Origin of the sequence: Lutibacter citreus (assembly GCF_003260195.1) — a bacterium.
GTDB classification, from domain to species: Bacteria; Bacteroidota; Bacteroidia; order Flavobacteriales; family Flavobacteriaceae; genus Lutibacter; species Lutibacter citreus.
The window spans coordinates 100,738-124,644 of sequence record NZ_QEIH01000003.1 but is presented as its reverse complement, the minus strand read 5'-3'; the positions used below and the strand labels follow the sequence as shown (position 1 = coordinate 124,644).

Annotated in this window: 22 protein-coding genes; 19 read left to right on the top strand and 3 right to left on the bottom strand. The window is 27.4% G+C overall.

Annotation, left to right across the window (positions count from 1 at the left end; genetic code table 11):
• Positions 1–74 precede the first annotated feature (74 nt).
• Genes tpx through DAD81_RS06625 form a run of 7 tightly spaced genes read left to right on the top strand, consistent with a single transcriptional unit; the run spans position 75 to position 7,368 of the window.
• On the top strand, positions 75–572 hold the full coding sequence (gene tpx / locus DAD81_RS06655) for a thiol peroxidase (RefSeq protein WP_111707474.1): 498 nt from the start codon (positions 75–77) through the stop codon (positions 570–572).
• Between the two features lie 3 nt (positions 573–575).
• Positions 576–944 (top strand): diacylglycerol kinase, encoded by a 369-nt coding sequence (locus DAD81_RS06650; RefSeq protein ID WP_111707473.1) that lies wholly within the window; start codon positions 576–578, stop codon positions 942–944.
• A gap of 52 nt (positions 945–996) precedes the next feature.
• A complete protein-coding gene (locus DAD81_RS06645; RefSeq protein WP_111707472.1) occupies positions 997–3,378 on the top strand; it encodes a DNA translocase FtsK in 2,382 nt (793 codons plus the stop codon).
• Positions 3,379–3,398: 20 nt separating this feature from the next.
• Complete coding sequence (locus DAD81_RS06640; protein ID WP_111707471.1) at positions 3,399–4,052, top strand: LolA family protein; 654 nt, start codon at positions 3,399–3,401, stop codon at positions 4,050–4,052.
• Positions 4,053–4,057: 5 nt separating this feature from the next.
• On the top strand, positions 4,058–5,503 hold the full coding sequence (locus tag DAD81_RS06635; RefSeq protein ID WP_111707470.1) for an LptF/LptG family permease: 1,446 nt from the start codon (positions 4,058–4,060) through the stop codon (positions 5,501–5,503).
• Positions 5,500–6,642, top strand: coding sequence for a 3,4-dihydroxy-2-butanone-4-phosphate synthase (ribB, locus tag DAD81_RS06630; protein WP_111707469.1), 1,143 nt, complete (start codon positions 5,500–5,502; stop codon positions 6,640–6,642). The genes DAD81_RS06635 and ribB overlap by 4 nt, the downstream gene beginning before the upstream one ends.
• Positions 6,643–6,687: 45 nt before the next feature.
• On the top strand, positions 6,688–7,368 hold the full coding sequence (locus DAD81_RS06625; RefSeq protein WP_157961091.1) for a DUF4369 domain-containing protein: 681 nt from the start codon (positions 6,688–6,690) through the stop codon (positions 7,366–7,368).
• On the opposite strand, the gene pepE is transcribed toward DAD81_RS06625, so the two are convergent.
• Positions 7,360–8,067, bottom strand: coding sequence for a dipeptidase PepE (gene pepE, locus DAD81_RS06620; RefSeq protein ID WP_111707467.1), 708 nt, complete (start codon positions 8,065–8,067; stop codon positions 7,360–7,362). The genes DAD81_RS06625 and pepE overlap by 9 nt on opposite strands.
• Before the next feature lie 102 nt (positions 8,068–8,169).
• On the opposite strand from pepE, the gene DAD81_RS06615 reads away from it, so the two are divergent.
• The 4 genes from DAD81_RS06615 (at position 8,170) to DAD81_RS06600 (ending at position 12,590) form a co-directional block, all read left to right on the top strand.
• Positions 8,170–8,949 (top strand): carboxypeptidase-like regulatory domain-containing protein, encoded by a 780-nt coding sequence (locus DAD81_RS06615; RefSeq protein WP_111707466.1) that lies wholly within the window; start codon positions 8,170–8,172, stop codon positions 8,947–8,949.
• Positions 8,939–9,715 (top strand): hypothetical protein, encoded by a 777-nt coding sequence (locus DAD81_RS06610; RefSeq protein WP_111707465.1) that lies wholly within the window; start codon positions 8,939–8,941, stop codon positions 9,713–9,715. The genes DAD81_RS06615 and DAD81_RS06610 overlap by 11 nt, the downstream gene beginning before the upstream one ends.
• A 63-nt stretch (positions 9,716–9,778) precedes the next feature.
• A complete protein-coding gene (locus DAD81_RS06605; protein WP_111707464.1) occupies positions 9,779–10,273 on the top strand; it encodes a DUF6702 family protein in 495 nt (164 codons plus the stop codon).
• A 64-nt stretch (positions 10,274–10,337) separates the two neighbouring features.
• The gene (locus DAD81_RS06600; RefSeq protein WP_111707463.1) at positions 10,338–12,590 is read left to right on the top strand and encodes a M1 family metallopeptidase; all 2,253 of its coding nucleotides are present in this window, start codon (positions 10,338–10,340) and stop codon (positions 12,588–12,590) included.
• 76 nt (positions 12,591–12,666) lie between these two features.
• Here the strand turns inward: DAD81_RS06600 and sucC are convergent, their stop codons facing one another.
• Complete coding sequence (gene sucC / locus DAD81_RS06595; RefSeq protein WP_111707462.1) at positions 12,667–13,863, bottom strand: ADP-forming succinate--CoA ligase subunit beta; 1,197 nt, start codon at positions 13,861–13,863, stop codon at positions 12,667–12,669.
• Between the two features lie 401 nt (positions 13,864–14,264).
• Between sucC and DAD81_RS06590 the strand changes: the two genes are divergently transcribed.
• From DAD81_RS06590 to DAD81_RS06555, 8 genes are all read left to right on the top strand, one after another.
• Positions 14,265–14,927, top strand: coding sequence for an ABC transporter ATP-binding protein (locus tag DAD81_RS06590; protein ID WP_111707461.1), 663 nt, complete (start codon positions 14,265–14,267; stop codon positions 14,925–14,927).
• Between the two features lie 9 nt (positions 14,928–14,936).
• The gene (locus tag DAD81_RS06585) at positions 14,937–15,677 is read left to right on the top strand and encodes a 5'-methylthioadenosine/adenosylhomocysteine nucleosidase (protein WP_111707460.1); all 741 of its coding nucleotides are present in this window, start codon (positions 14,937–14,939) and stop codon (positions 15,675–15,677) included.
• 49 nt (positions 15,678–15,726) lie between these two features.
• The gene (locus tag DAD81_RS06580) at positions 15,727–17,685 is read left to right on the top strand and encodes a BatA domain-containing protein (protein WP_111707459.1); all 1,959 of its coding nucleotides are present in this window, start codon (positions 15,727–15,729) and stop codon (positions 17,683–17,685) included.
• Positions 17,682–18,935 carry a dihydroorotase gene (locus DAD81_RS06575; RefSeq protein WP_111707458.1) on the top strand — a complete coding sequence of 418 codons (1,254 nt, stop codon included), beginning with the start codon at positions 17,682–17,684 and terminating at the stop codon, positions 18,933–18,935. Before DAD81_RS06580 ends, DAD81_RS06575 begins: the two co-directional genes overlap by 4 nt.
• Before the next feature lie 32 nt (positions 18,936–18,967).
• Positions 18,968–19,294, top strand: a complete 327-nt coding sequence (locus tag DAD81_RS06570; RefSeq protein ID WP_111707457.1) for a DUF4870 domain-containing protein — start codon at positions 18,968–18,970, stop codon at positions 19,292–19,294.
• Positions 19,295–19,354: 60 nt separating this feature from the next.
• The gene (locus tag DAD81_RS06565; RefSeq protein ID WP_111707456.1) at positions 19,355–20,008 is read left to right on the top strand and encodes an alpha/beta hydrolase; all 654 of its coding nucleotides are present in this window, start codon (positions 19,355–19,357) and stop codon (positions 20,006–20,008) included.
• Between the two features lie 445 nt (positions 20,009–20,453).
• Positions 20,454–21,185, top strand: coding sequence for a polyphosphate--glucose phosphotransferase (ppgK, locus tag DAD81_RS06560; protein ID WP_111707455.1), 732 nt, complete (start codon positions 20,454–20,456; stop codon positions 21,183–21,185).
• A 334-nt stretch (positions 21,186–21,519) separates the two neighbouring features.
• Positions 21,520–22,380, top strand: coding sequence for an SDR family oxidoreductase (locus DAD81_RS06555; RefSeq protein ID WP_111707454.1), 861 nt, complete (start codon positions 21,520–21,522; stop codon positions 22,378–22,380).
• Positions 22,381–22,506: 126 nt separating this feature from the next.
• Here DAD81_RS06555 and DAD81_RS06550 read toward each other — a convergent pair whose 3' ends face one another.
• Positions 22,507–23,838, bottom strand: coding sequence for a DUF58 domain-containing protein (locus DAD81_RS06550; protein WP_111707453.1), 1,332 nt, complete (start codon positions 23,836–23,838; stop codon positions 22,507–22,509).
• Positions 23,839–23,907 lie beyond the last annotated feature (69 nt).

The window sequence follows — 23,907 nt, the reverse complement described above, 5'->3', positions numbered from 1 at the left end:
TAAAAAACACCAAATAAATTCGGTTATTTTACTTTTTAAAGTAACTTTGATTGATAAATCAAAAAAATATAAAAATGGCTAAAATAACATTAAAAGGAAATCCTTTTAAAACATCTGGAAAATTACCAAAAGTTGGAAAAAAAGCTCCAAAATTTTCATTAATTAAAGCAGACCTATCTAAAGCAAAATTAAAAGACTTTAAAGGGTCTAAATTAGTTCTTAACATATTTCCAAGTATAGATACAGGAACATGTGCTGCGTCTGTTAGAAAATTTAATGAAGAAGCTGCAAAATTAGAAAACACTAAAGTATTATGTATTTCAAGAGATTTACCTTTTGCTCAAGCTCGTTTTTGTGGTGCTGAAGGTTTAGAAAATGTTATCACTTTATCAGATTTTTCTAAAGGGAAATTTGGAAAAGCTTATGGATTAACTATTGAAAATGGTCCTTTGGCTAATTTACATTCTAGAGCTATTGTAATTATTAATGAAGAAGGAAAAGTAACTTACACACAACAAGTTCCTGAAATTGTTGACGAACCAGATTATGAAGCTGCATTAAAAGCACTTTAATTTATGAAACCAGAAGGGAATTTTATTTTAAATCGCTTAAAAGCGCTAAAATACGCAGCAAAGGGATTTCAGATTCTTATTACTTCTGAAAATAGCATTATCGCTCAAATTATTATTGCTATAATTATGACAATAGTTGGATTAATTATGCAAATTTCTGCTACTGAATGGATGTTTCAAATTCTTGTAATAGCACTCGTTTTGGTAGCAGAATCTTTAAATACAGCTATAGAAAAATTAGCTGATTTTGTACACCCTGATTTTCATAAAAAAATAGGTGTTATAAAAGATATTTCTGCTGGGGCAGCTTTTTTTGCTGCAATATTTGCCGTAATAATTGGTTTAATTATTTACATACCTAAATTTATTTAGTATTTTAAACGCAATCACAATAATTTTATATTTTTGTGGGATATATATTTAAATGGCAAAAAAGAAAAAAACAATATCCAAAGTTATTAAGAAACCTCGTTTTCTTGGGATTAAATCCTTTTTTGGAAATAGACAAACACAAACAATATTGGGTGCCTTTATTGTTATATTTTCTATATTTTTATTAATTTCATTTTTCTCTTATTTTTTTAATTGGCAACAAGATCAAAGTCAATTAAATAGTTTTAGTGATAAAAATGTATCTGTAAAAAACCTTTTAGGTAAAGTAGGCGCAAGTTTAAGCCAATTCTTTATTTATGATGGTTTTGGAGTTTCTTCAATATACATCCCCGTACTATTGTGTTTATCTGGTATGTCTATCTTTTTAAAAGGAAATTTAAATAGTTTGAGAAAGAATTGGGGATGGGGTATTTTAGCTATGATATGGTTATCTATTACCCTTGGCTTTTTTAACACTAAAAATTCTTTATTATCTGGTGTTATAGGTTATGAATTCAATATTTTTCTGCAACAATTTTTAGGTAAAGCAGGACTATTTCTTATTTTATTATTTTTATTAATATCATATTTAGTTATTCGATTTAAAATTACACCAGAAAAATTAAAAGCAATGTTTCCTGCTAAAAAGGAAGTCTCAAATAAATCTGAAATAGAAAAGCCAGAAGTAAATAATTCAATTTCAAAAGAATCAAATGAAGATAAAATCCCTTCAAACACTATTTCTAAAGAAATTAAAATTGAAGTTGAAAAACCTGAAATTGAACTTGCCCTAAATAATAATGAAGAAGATTTAAAGCCTAAAATAAAAACTTCTGAACCAAAAGATAATGTTTCAATAGATGTGGAGCATATTGTTGAAGAGAAACATTTAGAAGAAAATTTATCAAGTAAACTAGTTAAAGATTTTGGTGAATTTGATCATACTCTTGAGTTAGGAAATTACAAATTTCCAACCTTAAATTTACTAAAAGATTATGATGAAAGTATTTCTATTGACCAAGAAGAATTAGAAGCCAATAAAAATAGAATTGTTGAAACTTTAAACAATTATAATATTGGAATTACAAAAATAAAAGCAACCGTTGGGCCAACAGTTACATTATATGAAATTGTTCCAGATGCAGGAATTCGTATTTCTAAAATTAAAAATTTAGAAGATGATATTGCATTATCTCTTTCTGCAATGGGAATTAGAATTATTGCTCCAATTCCGGGTAAAGGAACTATAGGTATTGAAGTGCCAAATAAAAAAGCAACTATGGTTTCTATGAAATCTGTAATTTCTTCAGCGAAATTTCAAAATTCGGAAATGGAATTACCAATTGCTTTGGGTAAAACTATTTCTAATGAAACTTTTGTAGTAGACTTAGCCAAAATGCCTCACTTACTAATGGCAGGTGCTACTGGACAAGGTAAATCTGTTGGGTTAAATGCAGTTTTAACCTCTTTATTATACAAGAAACATCCTGCTGAAGTAAAATTTGTTTTAGTAGATCCTAAAAAGGTAGAATTAACATTATTTAATCATATTGAACGTCATTATCTGGCTAAATTACCAGATTCCGAAGAAGCTATTATTACGGATACAACAAAGGTAATTAACACCTTAAATTCTTTATGTATTGAAATGGATGCTCGTTACGATCTGTTAAAAAATGCTATGGTCCGTAATATTAAAGAATATAATGTAAAATTTAAATCAAGAAAATTAAATCCTGAAAACGGTCATAAATATTTACCATACATTGTATTAGTTATTGATGAATTTGCTGATTTAATTATGACGGCAGGAAAGGAAGTTGAAACTCCAATAGCTCGTTTAGCCCAATTGGCGCGTGCAATTGGTATTCACTTAATTGTAGCGACACAGCGTCCTTCAGTTAACGTAATTACAGGTATTATTAAAGCCAATTTCCCTGCAAGAGCCGCTTTTAGAGTTACCTCAAAAATAGATTCAAGAACAATTTTAGATACTTCTGGAGCCGACCAATTAATTGGTAGAGGTGATATGCTTTTTTCTAACGGAAATGATGTTATACGTTTACAATGTGCTTTTGTAGACACACCGGAAGTTGAAAAAATTACAGATTTTATTGGTTCTCAACGTGCGTATCCTGAAGCACATATACTACCTGAGTATAGTGGTGAAGAAGTTGGCACAAGTCTTGATGTAGATATAAGCGAAAGAGATGTTTTATTTAGAGATGCCGCCTTAGTAATTGTGAATGCACAACAAGGTTCGGCCTCTTTATTACAAAGAAAATTGAAATTAGGATATAACCGTGCAGGTAGATTGATTGATCAATTAGAAGCTGCTGGAATTGTCGGTCAATTTGAAGGTAGTAAAGCTAGACAAGTTTTAGTACCAGATGAAATGGCTCTTAACCTTTTATTAGACGGAGAAAAACAATAAAGTAAAAGAACATAAATAAAATGAAAAAAATATTAGTATTAATTGTAATTTCAATTTTCAATTTATCAGTATACAGTCAAAATAGCGATGAAGCTAAAAAACTTTTAGATGAAGTTGCTCATAAAGTTGAAGGCTACAACAATATTTACCTAGAATTTAATCATAGATTAGATAATGAAGATGCAGATGTACACCAAGAAACTATGGGTAAAGTTACTTTAAAAGGAGATTTGTACCATTTAAAATACATGGGGACAGAGCAAATTTTTGACGGTAAAAAAACATATTTAATTATTCATGAAGATGAAGAAGTTATAATTCAAAATGCCAATAATGAAGATGAAGGAACTATAACCCCTTCAAAAATGTTTTCATTCTATAAAAATGGTTTTACTTATGATATGGGAGACTTAAAAACCGTTAAAGGTATTAAGATACAATATGTTAAATTAACACCTATTGATTCTAATTCTGAGATATTAAATGTATTAGTTGGTATTGATGTTAAAACAAAACACATTTTTAATATTATAGAAACAGGTGAAAATAAAACAGTTACAACTCTTGAAGTAAGATCTTTTAAAACAAATCAGCCTATATCAGAAAAGCTTTTTATCTTTGACAAAGCAAAATACAGAGATCAAATGAATTATACAATTTCTGAGCCAAATTAATACCATTGAAAATATTTGATAAATACATTTTAAAAAGCTTTTTTCAGCCTTTTATAGCCACATTTTTTGTGGTTCTTTTTGTTTTAGTGATGCAATCACTTTGGCTTGCTTTTGATGAAATTGCAGGTAAAGGAATTGACATCTTTTTTATATTAAAATTTTTAGGATATCTAGCTTTAATTCTTACTCCCACTGCCCTACCAATTGGAATTTTACTTTCTTCAATTATGGCTCTTGGGAATTTATCTGAAAATTACGAGTTTGCAGCTATTAAATCTGCTGGGATTTCCTTAAATAGAGTAATTAGACCATTAGTAATATTAACACTTTTTTTAAGTTGCTTAAATTTTGTTTTTCTAAATAATGTGTACCCTTGGGCTACATTAAAACAAAAGAACTTATACTTAAATATGAAAAAGAAAAAACCTGCATTAGCATTGGTTCCAGGAGCATTTAATACTGAAATTCCTGGTTTTAATATTAAGTTTGATGAAAAATATGGAGAAGAAGAAAACTTGCTAAAAGTAGTTCAAATTGCAGATTTAAGATCATCTCAAGGAAAAATAAAAGTTATTACAGCAGAAAAAGGCAAAATTTCTACAGAAGAAGGAAGTAAATATATGACACTTACGCTTCAAAATGGAAATTACTATGAAGAACATTCAAACAATTCAATGTCTACCCTTGAAAGGAAAAAGATGCCTGCATCAGCTGCTAAATTTGATACATACACCATTAATATAGATATTTCTTCTTTTAATGATGAAAAAGATTTAGATAAAACGGATATTAAACAGCACCACGGTATGTTAAGTATCAATCAATTAGACTCCATATCTAACGTTGAAAAAATTGATTACGATAAATACATTGCCGAACGAGCAGAAAACCTATATTTTATTGCTAGAGGTAAAAAATTATATAAATATCCTGATTCTTTAATTGATGCCTCATTAAAACCTGAAATTTTAGACAATTTTAATATATCAAATAAAAAAACTGTAGTTAATACAGCCATTCAGAGTGTTAAAAGATCAATTGATAGAATTAAAAATCAAAAAAAACAATTTAAAGATAAAAGGAAGCGATTAAATTTATACGATTATGAATATAACTATCGAATCTCTTTTTCATTAGCTTGTTTAGTTCTATTTTTTATTGGAGCACCTTTAGGTTCAATAATAAGAAAAGGTGGTTTTGGATTACCAATGATTATGGCAATAACAATATTTGTTGTTTATTTCTTTATATCACAATTTGGGAAAAACTTATCTGAAGAAAGTGCTATTTCAAGTACTTTAGGAAGTTGGCTATCAACAATAATATTATTACCTTTTGGAATATTATTAACAAGAAGAGCTACAAAAGGAATGGGAATATTTAACATAGATTCTCTAATAGAGAATCTTACAAAGTTTTTTAATAAACTTAAAAAAATTAAATCAAAATGAAAACTTCAACAAACAACATTAAATTAAATACAATTACTGAAGCCATAAATTCTATAAAAAAAGGCGAATTAGTAATAGTTGTTGACGATGAAAATAGAGAAAATGAAGGAGATTTTGTAGCTGCTGCAGAATTAGCAACTCCTGAACTTATTAATTTTATGGCTACTAAAGGTAGAGGACTTATTTGTGCTCCCATTACAGAAAATAGGTGTAAAGAATTAAATTTAGATTTAATGGTTGGTGTAAATACAGATCCTCTTGGAACTGCATTTACTGTTTCTATTGATTATCATGGAAAAGGAGTTACTACCGGAATCTCTGCGCATGACAGAGCTATTACAGTTAAATCATTAACTGACAGTAATACAAAACCTCATGATTTAAGCAGACCTGGACATATTTTTCCGTTAAAAGCAAGACAAGGTGGTGTTTTGCGCAGAACTGGTCATACAGAAGCTGCAATAGATTTGGCTAGATTAGCTGGATTAAAACCTGCTGGAGTTATTGTTGAAATTATGAATGAAGATGGTACAATGGCTCGTCTTCCTCAATTAATGGAGATTGCAAAAGAACATGATATTAAAATTATTTCAATTGAAAAATTAATTGAATACAGAATGCAACATGATTCTTTAATTGAACTAACTGAAGATTTTAATATTACTACACGTTTTGGTGAATTTCGCCTAAGAGCATACAAACAAACTACAAACAAGCAAGTTCACTTAGCTCTAACAAAAGGTACATGGAGTTCAGATGAAGAGGTGCTCGTTAAAGTAAATTCTACATTGGTAAACAATGATATTTTAGGAACTCTAACAAAAAATCCTGATGATAAATTAAAAGGTGTTTTTAATGCCATTAATAAAAAAGGTAAGGGTGCAATTGTTTTTATAAATCAAGAAAATCAATCTTTTAACCTTCTTGCTAGATTAGCTGTTTTAAAAGAATCTGAAAATAACGACGAATCTTATACCCCAAATTTAAAAATGGATGAAAAAGACTTTGGAATTGGAGCTCAGATATTACATGATTTAGGAATAAAAAAACTTAAAGTTTTATCAAATGCTAAAACTTATAGAAAAAGAGTTGGAATGACAGGTTATGGAATAGAAATTCTTGAATATGTAAACTATTAATACTTATAAAATGCAATGAGAAATCTTTTTTTAATTTGCATTTGCTTGGTAGGACTAATTTGCTGTAAAAAGGAATCTACGCAACAAAAAAAAGCAATAGCTGCTATTAAAAATAGCTTTTTCATTGATGGGTCTATTGTAAATTTTAATCCACGAAAAATTTATTTAAATAAGATTATTGAAAACTCAAGTTACATTATAGACTCTTGTAAAATAGAAAATAATAAATTTAGTTTTAAAGGATCTGTAGAACATCCTGAAAGATTTGCTTTAAGTTTTGAAGAATATTCATCTAAAGCAATTTTAATAATTGAGAATGCAACAATTACTATTAATATTAATGGCCATTCTATAGATTCACCCATAATTAAAGGCTCTGAATTGAACGACAAAATGCTTAGTTATCAATTAAAATCTAAAAATATATTCAAAAAAATTGAATATTTATTTCCGCAGTTTCAAAAGTACCGACTAGAAAATAATGCCGAGAAACTTTCAGAAATTAATATAGCTATGAAAAAAATTGAACAAGAATTTATTGATTTCAGTTACAACTTCATTCAAGAAAATTCTGATTCATATATTTCTGCAATTATTTTAAGAGATCAACTAAAAACAAAACCTATTGATACTTTTAAAATAATAAATTCATTTAAAAATATTTCTGATAAAGTTAAATTATCACCCGATTCTGAAATTATTAAACATCAATTAGAATTACATTAAATAACTTAAATCTGTTTCTGGTGGTAACTCTTTTGGTTGTTTACCTTTTTCAAATAACCTAGCAAATAAATCACCTTTTAAAACAATTTTAGAGCCTTTAACGTATAACCAACTACCTTCTCTTAAACCGAGTACAGGAATTGAATTTAGTGTATGAAACTCATTTATTCTAGTTTCTCTAGTTTCCCCCATATGTTTAGAATTTGGATCAGGATCTAAATAATGTGGGTTTATATTAAAATTAATAAAACCTAAAGTATTAAAACTTGGAGGATAAATAATAGGCATATCATTTGTATTATGAACCGTAAGACCTGCAATATTGCTACCTGCACTTGTTCCAAAATAAGGGATACCGTTTTCTACAACATTTTTTAATGTTGATATAATTTTTGTATCATATAATTGTTTCACAAGTAAAAATGTATTTCCACCACCTGTAAAAATTCCTCTCGCATTATTAATAGCTTCAATTGGGTTTTTAAATTCATGTAAACCAATTACATCAATTCCAATTTTAGCAAAAGCTCCTCTTGCAATTTTGGTATATTCATCATGTGAAATTCCACTTGGCCTTGCATAGGGAATAAATAAAATCTCTTTAATTCCTTTAAATAGGGCTGATAATTCTGGCAAGATATATTCTAAGTAACCCTTTCCATGAACTGTAGATGTGCTTGCTATAATTAATTTTTTCATAAAAATCTCATTTAATCAAATGTACTATATTCCTTGCTAATTAACATAAATTTACAAATGCATTAATATAAATTTAAGATTTCATAAACGTTCTTTGCTTTAATGAAACTTAAACTAATTAACTTTACTATTTTCATATTCCTTTCTTCTAATGCTATTTCTCAAGAAGTATCAATTATTCTTAAAGGTGAAATTAATAATACCCAAAATAATTTTATAAGTGATGTACATATAGTTAATTTAACAAGTAAACTTGGTACTATTAGCAATGATATAGGTTCTTTTGAAATTTTGGCTAAAGAAAACGATGTTTTACTTTTTTCATCAATTGAATATAAAAATATAAGAATTAAGGTTTCAAAACAACAATTACTATCAAAAAATCTTAAAATTATACTTGATCCGCTAGTTAATGAACTAGATGAAGTTTTTCTAAGTGGATTAACTGGAAATTTAGCTCTAGATTTAATAAAAACGCCCATAAACAGAACACCAAACGCTAATTTTAGTTTTAAATTAAGTGATTTAGACAAGAAATTATCAGGTAATGACTTTGGAAATAACTCAAAAGTTAATGCAGAATCTTTTACAAATCCAAATTATCTGGCTAATGGAGGCCAAGGAAGTAGAATTAACAAACAATTAGAAAAAGAAAAAGCCTTAAAAAGAAAATTAAATAAACAAAAAATATTTCCTATAAACCTTAAAAAAGAACTAGGAATTGATTACTTTGTAAGTACACTTAAAATACCAAAAGAAGAGATTTTTCTTTTTATTGAATATTGCGAACCATATAATATAATGGATAAATATTATAACAATAAGGTATTGGATGTTATTGAAATATTAAATAACCAAAGTAAATCATACAATGAAAAATAACGTTTTATTCTTCCTTCTTTTCACTTTAATTGTTTTAAAATCTTTTGGACAAGAAGTGGTTAAATTAAATGGAATTGTAAAATATGATTCAATTTTTCTGAAGGATATTAATATTGTTAATAAAACAAAAGTTACTGGAACTTCAAGTAATAAAATGGGCGAATTTAATTTAAATGCCTCACTTGGAGATTCAATAGTTTTTTCATCTATTAATTTTAGTAAACGTATAATTGTTATTTCAGACCATCATCTTAAAGCTAAAAAAATGATTGTTTACTTAGAAGATGGATTTAATGAATTAGATGAAATAACTTTAAATCAAAATATAAAAATTGATGTAAGTAATATTTATATTCATAAAAACATGGTGGTTGATTATGAAAATGATGTAGTTACCAACCGACCTCCAGATATGAGAAAACATGTAGATCCTATAGGAAATAGTTCTAATGGAGTTAGTATACTTGGCTTAGCTTTTAAAATTGCTGATGAGCTTTTCTTAAAAAAAGGAAGGCTCAAAAGAAAAAAAGAAAAAAAGCAATTAAAAAAACGTACTGACGATCAGGATATATTTATTAAAAATTTAGTAACTAATTATGGTGAAAACTTTTTCACCAATGATTTAAATATTCAAAAAGATAAAATATTTCAATTTATAGATTTTTGCGAAGACCAGGGAATTACCGAATATTACGATTCTAACGAATTTCTTATAAAAAACTTTTTAGTTGAACACGCTTCAAAATTTAAAGCTCTAAAACCATAACTATAAAAAACACCTTTTATTGGAATGCTTTTTGTTATTTTATAATTTAAATACTTATTCTTTATGAAGCTTAAAAGCCTCTATTTATTATTACTTGTTCCACTATTAGCTTTCTCGCTTCATAAATACTACATTAGTTTGTGTGAAATAGATTATATACCCGAAAAACAATCAATTGAAATTACAATGGGTTTGTTTGTTAACGATTTGGAATATACTCTCATGAAAGATTTTAACGTAAAAATAAATCTGAATACAAAAGAAGAATCACCTTCTTCTAATAAATATTTTAAAGCGTATTTAAATGAGCATTTTAAGGTTATTGTTAACAATGTTGAAATTCCATTTGATTATATAGGTAAGGAATATGACGATGATATAATTCGGTTTTATTTAGAAATAGCGAATGTTCCAAAACTCAATTCAATTGAAGTTTTTAATAATTGTTTAATAAGAGATTTTCAAGATCAACAAAACATAATTAAAATAAATGCGAACAAAAAACAGAAGACCTTTTATTTAGACAATAAAACATATAAAGGTTTGTTAAAATTGTAAGTTTTTTGAATCTTTTTTGTTAATTTTTTTTTAATTTTGAGGTTAAACTCAATCATGAAATTTGATGAATAGATTTTTCTTTACATTACTTTCAATAGTAATAGTATCAACTTCCGTTTTTTCCCAAGAAACAAACCAAAAAAGTCATTACAACACTAGTAAATTTAAACAGCTTAATCAGGAATTACCAACTCCCAATAAACAACATACAGCTTCTGGTGCTCCTGGCTACGAATACACACAACAAAAAGTAGATTACAATATAAATATTGAATTAGATGATGTAAATCATCTAATTAAGGGTAATGAAACAATTACTTATCATAATAATTCTAAAGATAATTTAGATTATTTATGGGTTCAATTAGATCAAAATGTAAGAGCTGCAAATTCTAAAGGAAACGATAGAAATGGAAATGGTCCAAAAACTTTATACTCTCCTTCAAAATTCACTAAAAGTTTTATGGGAAAGCCTTTTGATGGAGGCTTTAAAATTGAACAGGTAAAAGATGAAAATGGAAACAGTTTGAACTATATGATAAATCAAACAATGATGCGTATTGATTTAAATGAGCCATTAGCTTCTGGAGAAGAATTTATTTTTAAAATTAAATGGTGGTATAACATCAATAACTATGTTGTAGATAGAGGCCGATCTGGATATGAGATTTTTGAAGATGGAAATTCAGCCTATGCAATTGCCCAATTTTACCCAAGATTGGCTGTTTATAATAACATTGAAGGTTGGCAAAATAAACAATTTTGGGGCTCTAGTGAATTTGCTTTAGAATTTGGAGATTTCAATGTATCTATTACAATTCCAGATAATTTTGTTTTAAACGGCACAGGTACTATTCAAAACCCTAAAGAAGTTTTATCTAAAACACAGTACAAAGCTTATTTAGATTCTCAAAAAACCTATAATAACCCCATTTATATTGTTACTCCAGAAGATGCCTTAATTGCTTCAAAAACTAAAAGCAATAAAACTAAAACTTGGAAACTACAAGCTAATAACGTGAGAGATTTTGCATTTGCAACATCGGCAAATTATATGTGGGATGCCATGGCTGTAAAACTGAAAACAAAAACTGTAATGGCATATTCCCTATTTCCTAAAGAAGGTAAAGAATTATGGGAAAAACATTCTACAAGAGTTGTTGCTAATACACTTAAAGTTTATTCAAAACACACATTTGATTATCCTTATCCACAAGCATCATCTATAAATGTAGAAATGGGAATGGAATACCCAATGATATGCTTTAATTTTGGTAGAGTAAATGAAAATGGAAAATTTAGTGAACGAACTAAAAAAGGAATGATAGGTGTTATTACCCATGAGGTTGGTCATAATTTCTTTCCTATGATTGTGAATTCTGATGAAAGACAATGGACATGGATGGATGAAGGAATAAATTCATTTTTAGAAATTTTAGCAGAATATGAATACGATTCTGAAATTTTCCCAATGTCTAAATATCCTAAAAATATTGTTGGCTATATGAAAGGTGATCAAAGTAGATTGGCTCCAATAATGTCTCAAGGAGATAATGTTTTTAATTTTGGTTCTAATGCATATGGAAAACCAGCAGCAGGTTTATTTATACTTAGACAAAGTATTATGGGGCCTGAATTATTTGATTATGCATTTAAAACGTATGCTAAACGATGGAAATTTAAACATCCTACACCTGCTGATTTTTTTAGAACTATGGAAGATGCTTCTGCAATGGATTTAGATTGGTTTTGGAGAGGTTGGTTTTACACTACAGGAAATAATGATATTGGAATTAAAGATGTTAAGAAATATTATATTTCAGATAAACCTACAAAAAATGCGATAGAAATTTTTAAAAGATATGGAATTCCTGAAAGTCAAATACCTCCTTCTTTATTTTTAGTTTCAGAAGAAAGCGATGATTTTTCAAAAAGTTTAGAGAAAAAATCACCTGAAGATTATCAAATTTTAAAAGACTATATACAACAAAATTTCAATTCAAAAGAACAAAATGAGCTAACTACTCCAAAATATTTTTATGAATTAAAATTTGAAAAACCTGGTGATTTAGTAATGCCAATTATAGTGAAGTTTGAATACGAAGATGGCTCTGAAGAAATTAAAAAATATCCTGCTGAAATCTGGAGAAAAAATGACAAGGAAGTAACTAAATTATTTCCTTCGGCAAAGGCAATTAAAAAGATTACTTTAGATCCAAATGAACAAACTGCTGATGTTAATTTAAGTAACAATAGTTGGCCTAAAAATACTGAAAACAAATTTGAAAGATTTAAAAAGAATCATTTAAAAAGCTAATAGGAACTTATTATAAAATAAATAAGCCTGTTGAATTTAAAATTCAACAGGCTTATTTATTTTATATTTTAATTTCCTATTTATCAAGTACTTCTTGAACTTTATCAGCAGCTTCTTGAAATTCTGTTGCCGAAATCACGTCCAAACCACTATCATCAATTAATTGTTTTGCTTCAACAGCATTAGTACCTTGTAAACGAACAATAATAGGAACTTTTATAGCATCGCCCATATTTTTATAAGCATCAATAACTCCTTGAGCAACTCTATCACAGCGAACAATACCTCCAAAAATATTTACTAATATTGCTTTTACATTCTCATCTTTTAAGATAATTCTAAAAGCAGTTTCAACACGTTTTGCATCTGCAGTACCACCAACATCTAAAAAGTTAGCTGGCTCACCACCTGATTGTTTAATTAAATCCATTGTACTCATCGCCAATCCTGCTCCATTCACCATACAACCAACATTCCCGTCTAAATCTACATAATTTAAACCAGCAGCATTTGCTTCAACTTCTATATCGTTTTCTTCTCTTAAATCTCTTAATTCAGCCAAATCTTTATGACGGAATAAAGCATTATCATCTATAGTTACTTTAGAATCTACAGCTAAAATTTTATCATCTGATGTTTTTAACACTGGGTTAATTTCAAATAATGAAGAATCAGATTCTACAAATGCAGTATATAATGAAGTAACAAATTTTATCATTTCTTTTAATGCAACTCCAGATAAACCTAAATTAAATGCAATTTTACGAGCTTGAAATGGTAACAATCCTAATAAAGGATCAATATCTTCTGTGAAAATTAAATGAGGTGTTTTTTCTGCCACAGTTTCAATATCCATACCTCCCTCGGTTGAATACATTATCATATTTTTTCCAGTACCTCTATTTAAAAGTACAGACATGTAATATTCTTCAGGCTCATTTTTTCCAGGATAATAAACGTCTTCAGCAATTAATACCTGACTAACCTTTTTTCCTTGAGGCGGAGTTTGAGGCGTCTTTAGCATCATACCTATTATACTTTCCGAAATACTTTCTACTTCTGCTAAACTTTTTGCTAATTTAACTCCACCACCTTTACCTCTACCACCGGCATGAATTTGAGCCTTAACAACCCACCAACCGGTACCTGTTTCGGTAGCCAATTGTTTTGCAGCTTCAACTGCTTTTTTATGATTATCTGCAACAATTCCACGTTGAATTCTTACACCAAAACTATTCAATAACTCTTTTCCTTGGTATTCGTGTAAATTCATTAGTATTTAATTTTTATTATGGTTTCAACAAATGTAATAAATCAAAACTTAATTTTCATGAGGAATATTTAAATATTTTTCAATTATAAAAGATATCTAAAAATTCCATTTGTAATTTACAGTATATGTAATATTATACATTAAGAAGAATTATTTACTAAAATGTAATTTTTATTTTGAAAAAAATATGGTTCCGTCTCTATTTATAAAGAATTAAAATGCGAGCTCTATATTTTAAAATAAATTTTTACAACCAATTTCTACAAAAACTTAGATATAAGATTTAAAGGTTTGCTATTTTTATTTTATTTTTAAAATTCGTTTGCTTATAATATTATAATAAAGGAAAAATTGGTTGTAATTAAATTTTAATTGTATTTTCACAGCTGTTATTAAATATAATGATCGAAGCAAAAAACATACATAAATTTTACGGAGAATTAGAAGTTTTAAAAGGAGTTGATTTATCAATAAAAAAAGGAGAAGTTATAGCTATTGTAGGGCCTTCAGGAGCAGGAAAAACAACGTTACTTCAAATTTTAGGAACATTAGACCAACCTTCTAAAAGTGAAAACTCAGAACTTCAAATTAATAGTATAGACCTTTTAAAATTAAAAGATAAGACGCTTTCTAAATTTAGAAATAAACATATTGGTTTTATATTTCAATTTCATCAATTACTACCTGAATTTAATGCAATTGAAAATGTTTGTATACCTGCATTTATTGCAAATAAATCTAAAAAAGAAGCTGAAAAAAGAGCCATTGAATTATTACAATTTTTAGGTTTATCTCACCGGTTACATCATAAACCAAATGAATTATCTGGAGGTGAACAACAAAGAGTTGCTGTTGCCAGAGCATTAGTTAACAATCCTGATGTAATTTTTGCTGATGAACCAAGTGGAAATTTAGATTCTACTTCTGCTGAAAATTTACATAAATTATTTTTTGAATTGAGAGAAAAATTCAATCAAACCTTTGTTATTGTAACACATAACCAGGAATTAGCAGATATGGCCGATCGAAAATTAGAAATGAAAGATGGTAAAATAATTAATTAAAGTTAATTCATGATTGGAATTATTAGCGCAATGCCAGAGGAAATAAACGCATTGCTAAATGAACTTAAAGAAGTAACAACCACCGAAAAGGGAAAACGAACTTATTACAAAGGAAAGCTGTTTAATACAGATGTAGTACTAGTTTTTTCTAGATGGGGAAAAGTTGCTTCATCTGCAACTACTACACAACTTATCAACGATTTTAACCCTAGTGAAATTATTTTTACTGGTGTTGCAGGCGCTATATTTGATGAATTAAATATTGGAGATGTGGTAATAGGAAAAAGATTATTTCAACATGATTTAAATGCTAAACCATTTTACAAAAAATTTGAAATCCCAATAATTAAGAAAAAGTCATTAAAAACTCAAAACTCAAAAAAGCTTAAAAAGGCAACGAAACAATTTTTTAAAAATTATAATAACTTTGTTAATAGTTCAGAAGCTTTATGCTTTGATATTACTAAACCAAAATTAATAGTTGGAGATATTGCTAGTGGAGATCAATTTATTTCTAGCTTAAAAAAAATAAAAAGACTTAATAAAGTTTTACCTACAACTATTTGTGTTGAAATGGAAGGAGCTGCAGTTGCACAAGTTTGCTTTGAGTATGAAATTCCTTTTTCTATAATTCGAATTATTTCAGATAAAGCAAATGACAATGCAGGAATTGATTTTTCAAAATTCTCAAAATCCATTGCAAGTAACTATGCTTTGGGAATATTAAAATATTATTTTAAAGCACAATAGCAATACTATATTATCAAAATAATTAAACTGAATAATTAATAATTAAACAATGCAATTTAAACATCCAGAACTCTTATTTGCACTCTTTGCGTTAATAATTCCGATTGTTATTCATTTATTTCAATTACAACGTTTTGTTAAAATTCCTTTCACCAATGTAAAGTTTTTAAAAAACATAGAGCAGCAAACTCGTAAAAGTGCTCGTTTAAAAAAATGGTTAATTTTGTTTTGCAGGCTTCTTGCTTTTGCTTGTTTAATTATTGCTTTTTGCCAACCGTATTTCTCTAACTATACTAAAGATTATAAATTTAACACAACACTATATTTAGATAATTCCTATAGCATGCAAGCTAAAGGAAAAAGCGGAGAATTATTTAAAAGAAACGTTCAAACTATTATTGACAATTATTCTAATAAAAATGAACAAATATCTATAATTACAAATAATGACATTTTAACAAATATTGATTCAAAAAACCTAAAAAACAGCTTATTAAACATTGATTACAGCCCTTTTAAATTAAATTTAAACACAGCATTACTTAAATTAAACAATCAAAATAAGAAATCAATTAACACTTTAAATAAAAACATATTAATATCTGACTTCCAAAATATTAATCATATAAATAAAAATTTTGTTACAAATGTAAACTCTAGTATTAATTTATTAAAAGTAAGTCCCGAAAAATCTGATAATATATATATTGACAGCGTTTATATAAAAGAGCAAAACACTAATGAAATACTTTTAAATATAGAGATAAAAAGCACAAAAAATAACAATTTAAATATTCCCATTTCATTATATAATAATGAGAAGTTAATTGGAAAAACATCTGCTAGATTCAATAATAAAAATCAAACCAATGTTCAATTTTCTATTCCAGTTGAAAATAATTTTAATGGTAAAATTTCATTAATAGACAATGGATTAAAATTTGACAATGATTTCTTTTTTTCAATGTCAAAACCTCAAAAAATAAATGTTTTAAATTTAGGACTTCCCTCCTCTTTTTTATCTAAAATTTACACCCAAAGTGAATTTAATTTCTTGTCATCTTCTATCAAAAATTTAAACTACAATACAATTCAAAAACAAGATTTAATAGTTTTAAATGAAATAGAAATTTTTCCAATAGAGTTAACAAACGTCTTAAATGAGTTTATAGTTAATGGAGGTAATTTAGTACTAATTCCATCATTAAATGCTAATATAGCTTCTTATAATAGTTTTTTAAATAAACTAAATATTGGTAGTATTTCAACCTTAAATAATACTGAACATAAAATTACAAGTATCAATTTTGAGCATCCATTAATTACTGATGTGTTTGAAAAACAAGTTAAAAATTTTCAATACCCAAAAACAAATTCTCATTATATTGGAAACTTTAAAGGTAGTTCCACCATAATATCTTTTGATAATAATAGTCCTTTTATTTCATCGGTAAACAGGGAAAAAAGTATTATTTATGTTGTTTCTGCACCACTTAATAAATCTGTTTCTAACTTTACACAATCCCCTTTAATTGTTCCTGTGTTTTATAATTTCGCCAAACACAGTTCTAAATTTTCAGAATTATATTATACTATAAAACACAATATAAATATTGATATTAATACAAAATTAAATAAGGACGAAGTTTTAAAAATCTCTCATAACAATAAAAATTTTATTCCACTTCAGCAAGTATTTCAAAATAAAGTACGATTATCTTTTCAAGATAATATTTTAAAAAGTGGATTTTATGAGGTTCTTAAAGGAGACGCAACAATACAAACAATCGCTTTTAATTATAACCGAGAAGAAAGTGATTTATCTTATTTAAATTTAAAAGAAATTATAAAGAACAATAAAAACTTAACGATTTCATCAAGTTTTGATGAATTATTTGATGAAATACACAATGAACAAAAAATCAATTGGCTTTTTAAGTGGTTTTTAGCATTTTCTGTTCTATTTTTGTTTCTTGAAATACTGATATTGAAATATTTTAATATATGAACGTACTCATAAAAGCTGCAACAATAATTGACCCTTCAAGCTCTTTTAATGGTCAAGTTAAAGACATTTTAATTGAAAATGGTGTGATAAAAGAAATAGAAAATTCTATTGAAAACACTAAAAACATTGAAGTGATTAAATTAGATAATTTACACGTATCACAAGGATGGTTTGACACAAGCGTTAGCTTTGGAGAGCCAGGTTTTGAAGAACGTGAAACTATTGATAATGGATTAAAAACAGCGGCCAAAAGCGGTTTTACAGCTGTTGCCGTAAACCCAAATTCACAACCTGTTTTAGATAACAAAACGGCAATTGAGTTTGTTAAAAATAAAGGAAACAATACAGCTACATCGTTATATCCAATTGGATGTTTAACTAAAAATGCAGAAAGTAAAGATTTAGCTGAATTATTTGATATGCAAAATTCTGGCGCTATTGCTTTTGGAGATTACAACAAACCAATTGCAAATGCCAACCTTTTAAAAATAGCCTTACAATATGCTCAAAATATCGATGCTTTAGTTTATAGCTATCCACAAGATAATTCAATAGCAGGAATTGGATTGGTTAACGAACACGTAAATAGTACCAGACTAGGTTTAAAAGGAATGCCTAGTATGGCTGAAGAAATGCAAATTGCAAGAGATTTATTCCTTTTAGAATATACTGGTGGAAAATTACACATTCCTACAATTTCAACAGCAACTTCCGTTAAGCTTATAAAAGAAGCTAAAAAAAATGGATTGGATGTTACTTGTAGTGTTTCTGCTCATCATTTAGCACTTACAGATGATGAACTTGCTGGTTTTGATACAAATACTAAAGTTTTACCTCCTTTAAGAACAAAAAAAGATGTAAACGCTTTAATAAAAGGAGTTGAAAATGGAACTATAGATATGATTACAAGTGATCATAACCCAATAGACATAGAACATAAGAAGGTTGAATACAACAATGCTAAATTTGGAACCATTGGCCTTGAAAGTTTATTTGGAGCTTTAAACAAAGTTATTTCATTAGAAAGTTTAATTTCTTGTTTAACCACTAAGCCAAGAAATAGATTTAAAATAGATAATAACATAATTAATATTGGAGAAAAAGCTAATCTTACTTTATTCAACCCTGAAATTGAATATCAATTTTCAAAAAATTTAATTCTTTCAACTTCAAAAAACTCTATTTTTTTAGATAAAAAAATGAACGGAGAAGTATATGGAATTATTTCAAATAATAAAATAGAACTATAATTAATATATTTATAATAAAAAAATCAAATTAAATGGAAAATCAAACAGTTAATGAAGGAAAAACAATCGCTATAATATCATATTTATGGTGGGTTGGATTAATAATTGCTTTTATTATGAACAATTCTAAAAAAAATAGATTTGCTTCCTTTCATATTAGACAAATGCTAGGTTTACTACTTTTAAATGTTGTAGTAAGTTTACTTTATAAATACGTAGGTGCTTCTGTAGGAATGATTTTAGGTTTAGGAACCTTTGTTTTATGGGTTTTCGGATTAATTGGAGCATTTCAAGGAGAAGAAAAAAGAGTACCACTAGTAGGAGATCTATTTCAAGATTGGTTTAAATCAATTGGATAATCTTATTTAAAATTATACTTTTGAAGTCGCACAGAAAAGTGCGACTTTTTTTTATAAAATATGGAAAATTTATCACTAAAATATTTGGTACAAGAACCAAATGAAATAAATGAAAAAACAAGATTATTAATACTTTTACATGGCTACGGAAGCAATGAAGAAGATTTGTTTTCATTTGCAAGCGAGTTACCCGAAAATTTAATAATTGTGAGTGCACGCGCACCACTAACTTTAAGTTTTGGAAGTTATTCTTGGTACACTATTAATTTTACTGGCGATGCTGGAAAATTCTCCGATATCCCTGAAGCAATAGAAGCAAGAGAAACTATTGCCACTTTTATTTCTGAAATACAAGAACGTTATTCCATTACTCCTCAGAAAACATTTCTGTTAGGATTTAGTCAAGGAACAATTTTAAGTTATTCAGTAGCTTTAAACTATCCAGAAAAAATACAAAAAGTAATAGCTTTAAGTGGTTATGTTAATACTGAATTACTTCCTAAAGACTTAACTTCAAAAGATTATTCAAAGTTAGATTTCTTTATTTCACATGGAACAGTAGATCAAGTAATCCCTTTAGACTGGGCTAATAAAGCACCCGAATTCTTTAACAAATTAAATATTAAAAATTCATATCAAGAGTATCCTGTAGGTCATGGTGTTGCTCCTCAAAATTTCTTCGCTTTTAAAAAATGGATTGAAGACAGAATGTAAATTAAACAGATATAAATAGTTTTAATAATTGATTAAACTTCATATCAAAACAATTTCTAATAGTGAATTTACAAATCTGATTGGTGGCAAGCATCAGTCCGATTATTTGAACGTATACATAAATGAAATCTTTTTTAATATAATTACAAATAACAACACTCTTTAAATCTTTTAATTTTGAGGTAATAATTATAAAATGTGGTGAATAAAAAATTAAAACAAATTTAATTTATATCATATAGTGAATATTAAAGGCTCAAAACATATCAACATTTTTGCCATATTAGGCGAACTATTTGTTAGTAGAACTAATAAATACCATCCTGTTATTAACTAGTATATTTATTTTTAATATTTAAATTAATTTCTTTTATAATATTTCCAGTTTATTTAATTTCACATTGCATTTTTTTTAATAGATTGTACCTTATTAAAAGATAAAATCATGATTATATTAGGAATTGACGTTGGCGGTACAGGAATTAAAGGCGCTTTGGTTGATGTAGAAACTGGAATTTTAACCTCAAACAGACGAAGAATTCCAACTCCTTCACCTGCAACTCCTGAGGCAGTAGCCGAAACTATTCAAAAACTTAAACAACATTTTAAATGGGAAGGAACTGTTGGCTGTGGTTTTCCAACACCTCTAAAACACGGTAAGTGTTTAACCGGTGGAAACTTGCATGAAGATTGGAAAGATTTAAAAGTAGATGAATTCTTTCAACAAAAAACAGGAAACAAATATACTATTGTAAATGATGCTGATGCAGCTGGCCTTGCGGAAGTTACTTTTGGTGCAGGTAAAGGAGTAAAAGGTACTGTTATTTTAATAACATTAGGTACCGGAATAGGATCTGCCTTATTTTTAGACGGTAAACTTTTACCCAATACTGAATTTGGTCATGTTTTACATAAAAATGGTGCAATTTTTGAAAAATATGCAGCAGACTCTGTTAGAGTTGAAGAAAATTTATCTAGAAAACAATGGGGAAAAAGATTGCACAAATATTTTAAACATATTAACTTAATTTTATCTCCAGACTTAATAATTATAGGTGGTGGATCTAGTAAAAAATTCAATAAATTTGAAGCACAAATTAATATAGATACTGAAATTATTCCTGCAAAAGCAGAAAATGATGCAGGAATTATTGGTGCTGCTTTAGCTGCTAAATAACAATATAACCAAACAACGATAAAACAATAAGAAACAATATGTATGTTTTTTTAATATTAAAAAGCAACTTATAAGGTGTTTTGTTTTATAGTTGTTTTTTTATTGTATTAATGGATGTGATTTTTCAACCTTAATATTTCTCTACTACTTTTATTAAAAAGGTATTTACATTTGCTTTTTTTGACGATAATCAGCTTTAAAATTCTAATGTAATTATTAGCATAATTTTAAAATAAGTTTAACATTTTTTAAGAGTATTTCAACTGAAAAACTGATAGTATTTAAGTTGAAAACAACTAATTTTATATCATTAAAAATGAATAAATAATTTAGAATGAAAAGAAATATTTTAATAACAGGAACTTCAACAGGTGTAGGATTGGAAAGTTCAATTTTATTTGCTAAAAATGGCTTTAAAGTATATGCCACAATGCGAAATTTAGATAAAGCTGAAGCATTAAAAGATAAAATTAAAGAAGATAATTTAGATATAGAAATACTTTCATTAGATGTAACAAATACTAGTTCAATAGCACTAGCTGTTAATACAATTATTGAAAAAGATGGAAAAATAGATATACTACTTAACAATGCCGGAGCAGGTTTTGCTAAAACTACAGAACAAGCAACTGAAGAAGAAATAAAATGGGTAACAGATGTAAATTATCATGGTGTTGTATTTTGTACACAAGCAGTTTTACCTTTTATGAGAAAACAAAAATCGGGTCAAATTATTAATGTAACTTCTGTTGGTGGACTTGTAGGACAGCCTTTTAATGAATTATATTGCGGTGCTAAATTTGCAGTTGAAGGCTATATGGAAGCCCTTGCAACTTATGTTTGTGACGCTTTTAACATTAAAATTTCTAATGTAGAACCTGGTGGTATTTCTACTGAATTTATGACTTCTGCAATTGGTAAAACAGCTGTTGAAGGTAAATTTGCTACAGGTGAATATTTACCAATTTTCGAAAAATATATGGCTGGTAATCAAAAACGAGCTACTGAAAGTAAAGAACAAGTTTATCAAACCGGTATTGAAGTTGCGAATGTAGTTTTAAGTGTAGCACAAAACGAAAACCCTCCATTAAGAATCCGTACATCTAAGTGGGCAGAAGATTTTTGTGAACTAAAAACAAAATCAGATCCAGACGGAACTAAACTTGTAAATCAATTAAAAAGTAGTTTTTTATAATCCTAATTTTTAATTTTTTATAAATTATAACATAAGTCCAATTCTTTTATAATAAAGGAATTGGGCTTTTTTCAATTTATTACTTAGCTTTAATAATTCTTTATTAAAAAGTAAATTTTAAGGAAATTAAATAAATCCCTTAGCTTTAAACTCTAGATATTTATTAATTACATTCACTGTTAAATTTTTAGGTTTTGTAAGTATCGCATAAATACCATTACGCTCTAATTCTTTAACAATTAATCGTTTTTCAAAAGCAAATTTTTCTGCAATTGTTTTATGATAAATACTTTGAACGTCTTCTGCATTTTCTGTTAATAAATCATCTAGCTCTGTGTTTTCAAAAAATACCACTACCAATAAATGATTTTTAGAAATAGCTTTTAAATATGGTAATTGTCTTTTTAAACTAGAAATATGTTCAAAATTAGTATACAACGTAAATAAGCTACGCTGAGTTATTTTTCGTTTTACAAAAGCATATAAATAACCAAAATCTGCATCAGTAAATTTTGTAGAAATATTATACAAAGCTTCATTTATAGTATTTAAATGAGTTTTTTTATTACTCGCAGAAATTATGGTGTCAACTTTTTTTGAAAATGTAATCAACCCTGCTTTGTCATTTTTTCTTAAAGCAATATTTGAAAATGCTAAAGTTGAATTTATGGCATAATCCAATAATTTTAATTCTTCAAAAGGCATTTTCATTACTCGTCCCAAATCTATAATAGAATAAATTGGTTGTGATTTTTCATCTTGATATTGATTTACCATTAATTTGGATTGTTTCGCTGTAGCTTTCCAATTAATTGTTCTAACATCATCTCCTGGTATGTAATTTTTTATTTGCTCAAATTCTAGTGTATGTCCAATTTTTCTTATTTTTTTTAATCCAAATTCTGTTAGCCTATTACTCATAGCTAAGAATTCATATTTTTTCATTTGAACATATGAAGGATATACTGAAACCATTTCATTTTCCTGAAATTTTAAACGTCTTGCAATTATTCTTAAAGGTGAAGAAACAAATACATTTAATTTACCAAAATGATATTCACCTCTTTCAACGGGTTTAACTGAATATTCAAAATTGTACTTATCAGAAGAGTTTAAACTTGTATAATGTTCAAAATCTCTTTTTTGAAATTGCTTCGGTAATTCATCAATTATCTTTAAGAATATTTTAAAACTATAGTTATTTTCAATTGAAATTGGAACAGGATTTTCATCTGAATTTGAAAATTTTTCAGAGACAATTCTTCTCGCTTTTATTCCTTTTGAATCTTTAAATAAAATATAGATATCGGTTAACAATAACGCACCTAAAATCATTACTAAAAACCAAGCCAACATATACAATATTGGAAACCAAAACGACACTAAAAATATTGCCGAGATGATACTTATATATAAGTAAAATTGTTGATGAAAATAAAGGCTTTTAATAAAATTCATTTTTTAGTTACAATTAGCATAAGTTTATAAAACAAGTTAAGAATAACGTCTCCCAGTCATTGTGAGGTT

What these genes read in the sequence shown, in the direction of transcription:
- DAD81_RS06640 (WP_111707471.1), top strand. Translation starts at nt 3,399, where the DNA reads ATGAAAAAAATATTAGTATTAATTGTAATTTCAATTTTCAATTTATCA.
- DAD81_RS06610 (WP_111707465.1), top strand. Translation starts at nt 8,939, where the DNA reads ATGAAAAATAACGTTTTATTCTTCCTTCTTTTCACTTTAATTGTTTTA.
- DAD81_RS06550 (WP_111707453.1), bottom strand. Translation starts at nt 23,838, where the DNA reads ATGAATTTTATTAAAAGCCTTTATTTTCATCAACAATTTTACTTATAT.
- ribB (WP_111707469.1), top strand. Translation starts at nt 5,500, where the DNA reads ATGAAAACTTCAACAAACAACATTAAATTAAATACAATTACTGAAGCC.
- DAD81_RS06600 (WP_111707463.1), top strand. Translation starts at nt 10,338, where the DNA reads ATGAATAGATTTTTCTTTACATTACTTTCAATAGTAATAGTATCAACT.
- tpx (WP_111707474.1), top strand. Translation starts at nt 75, where the DNA reads ATGGCTAAAATAACATTAAAAGGAAATCCTTTTAAAACATCTGGAAAA.
- DAD81_RS06580 (WP_111707459.1), top strand. Translation starts at nt 15,727, where the DNA reads ATGCAATTTAAACATCCAGAACTCTTATTTGCACTCTTTGCGTTAATA.
- sucC (WP_111707462.1), bottom strand. Translation starts at nt 13,863, where the DNA reads ATGAATTTACACGAATACCAAGGAAAAGAGTTATTGAATAGTTTTGGT.
- DAD81_RS06650 (WP_111707473.1), top strand. Translation starts at nt 576, where the DNA reads ATGAAACCAGAAGGGAATTTTATTTTAAATCGCTTAAAAGCGCTAAAA.
- DAD81_RS06605 (WP_111707464.1), top strand. Translation starts at nt 9,779, where the DNA reads ATGAAGCTTAAAAGCCTCTATTTATTATTACTTGTTCCACTATTAGCT.
- DAD81_RS06575 (WP_111707458.1), top strand. Translation starts at nt 17,682, where the DNA reads ATGAACGTACTCATAAAAGCTGCAACAATAATTGACCCTTCAAGCTCT.
- ppgK (WP_111707455.1), top strand. Translation starts at nt 20,454, where the DNA reads ATGATTATATTAGGAATTGACGTTGGCGGTACAGGAATTAAAGGCGCT.
- DAD81_RS06615 (WP_111707466.1), top strand. Translation starts at nt 8,170, where the DNA reads ATGAAACTTAAACTAATTAACTTTACTATTTTCATATTCCTTTCTTCT.
- DAD81_RS06585 (WP_111707460.1), top strand. Translation starts at nt 14,937, where the DNA reads ATGATTGGAATTATTAGCGCAATGCCAGAGGAAATAAACGCATTGCTA.
- DAD81_RS06555 (WP_111707454.1), top strand. Translation starts at nt 21,520, where the DNA reads ATGAAAAGAAATATTTTAATAACAGGAACTTCAACAGGTGTAGGATTG.
- pepE (WP_111707467.1), bottom strand. Translation starts at nt 8,067, where the DNA reads ATGAAAAAATTAATTATAGCAAGCACATCTACAGTTCATGGAAAGGGT.
- DAD81_RS06645 (WP_111707472.1), top strand. Translation starts at nt 997, where the DNA reads ATGGCAAAAAAGAAAAAAACAATATCCAAAGTTATTAAGAAACCTCGT.
- DAD81_RS06570 (WP_111707457.1), top strand. Translation starts at nt 18,968, where the DNA reads ATGGAAAATCAAACAGTTAATGAAGGAAAAACAATCGCTATAATATCA.
- DAD81_RS06590 (WP_111707461.1), top strand. Translation starts at nt 14,265, where the DNA reads ATGATCGAAGCAAAAAACATACATAAATTTTACGGAGAATTAGAAGTT.
- DAD81_RS06565 (WP_111707456.1), top strand. Translation starts at nt 19,355, where the DNA reads ATGGAAAATTTATCACTAAAATATTTGGTACAAGAACCAAATGAAATA.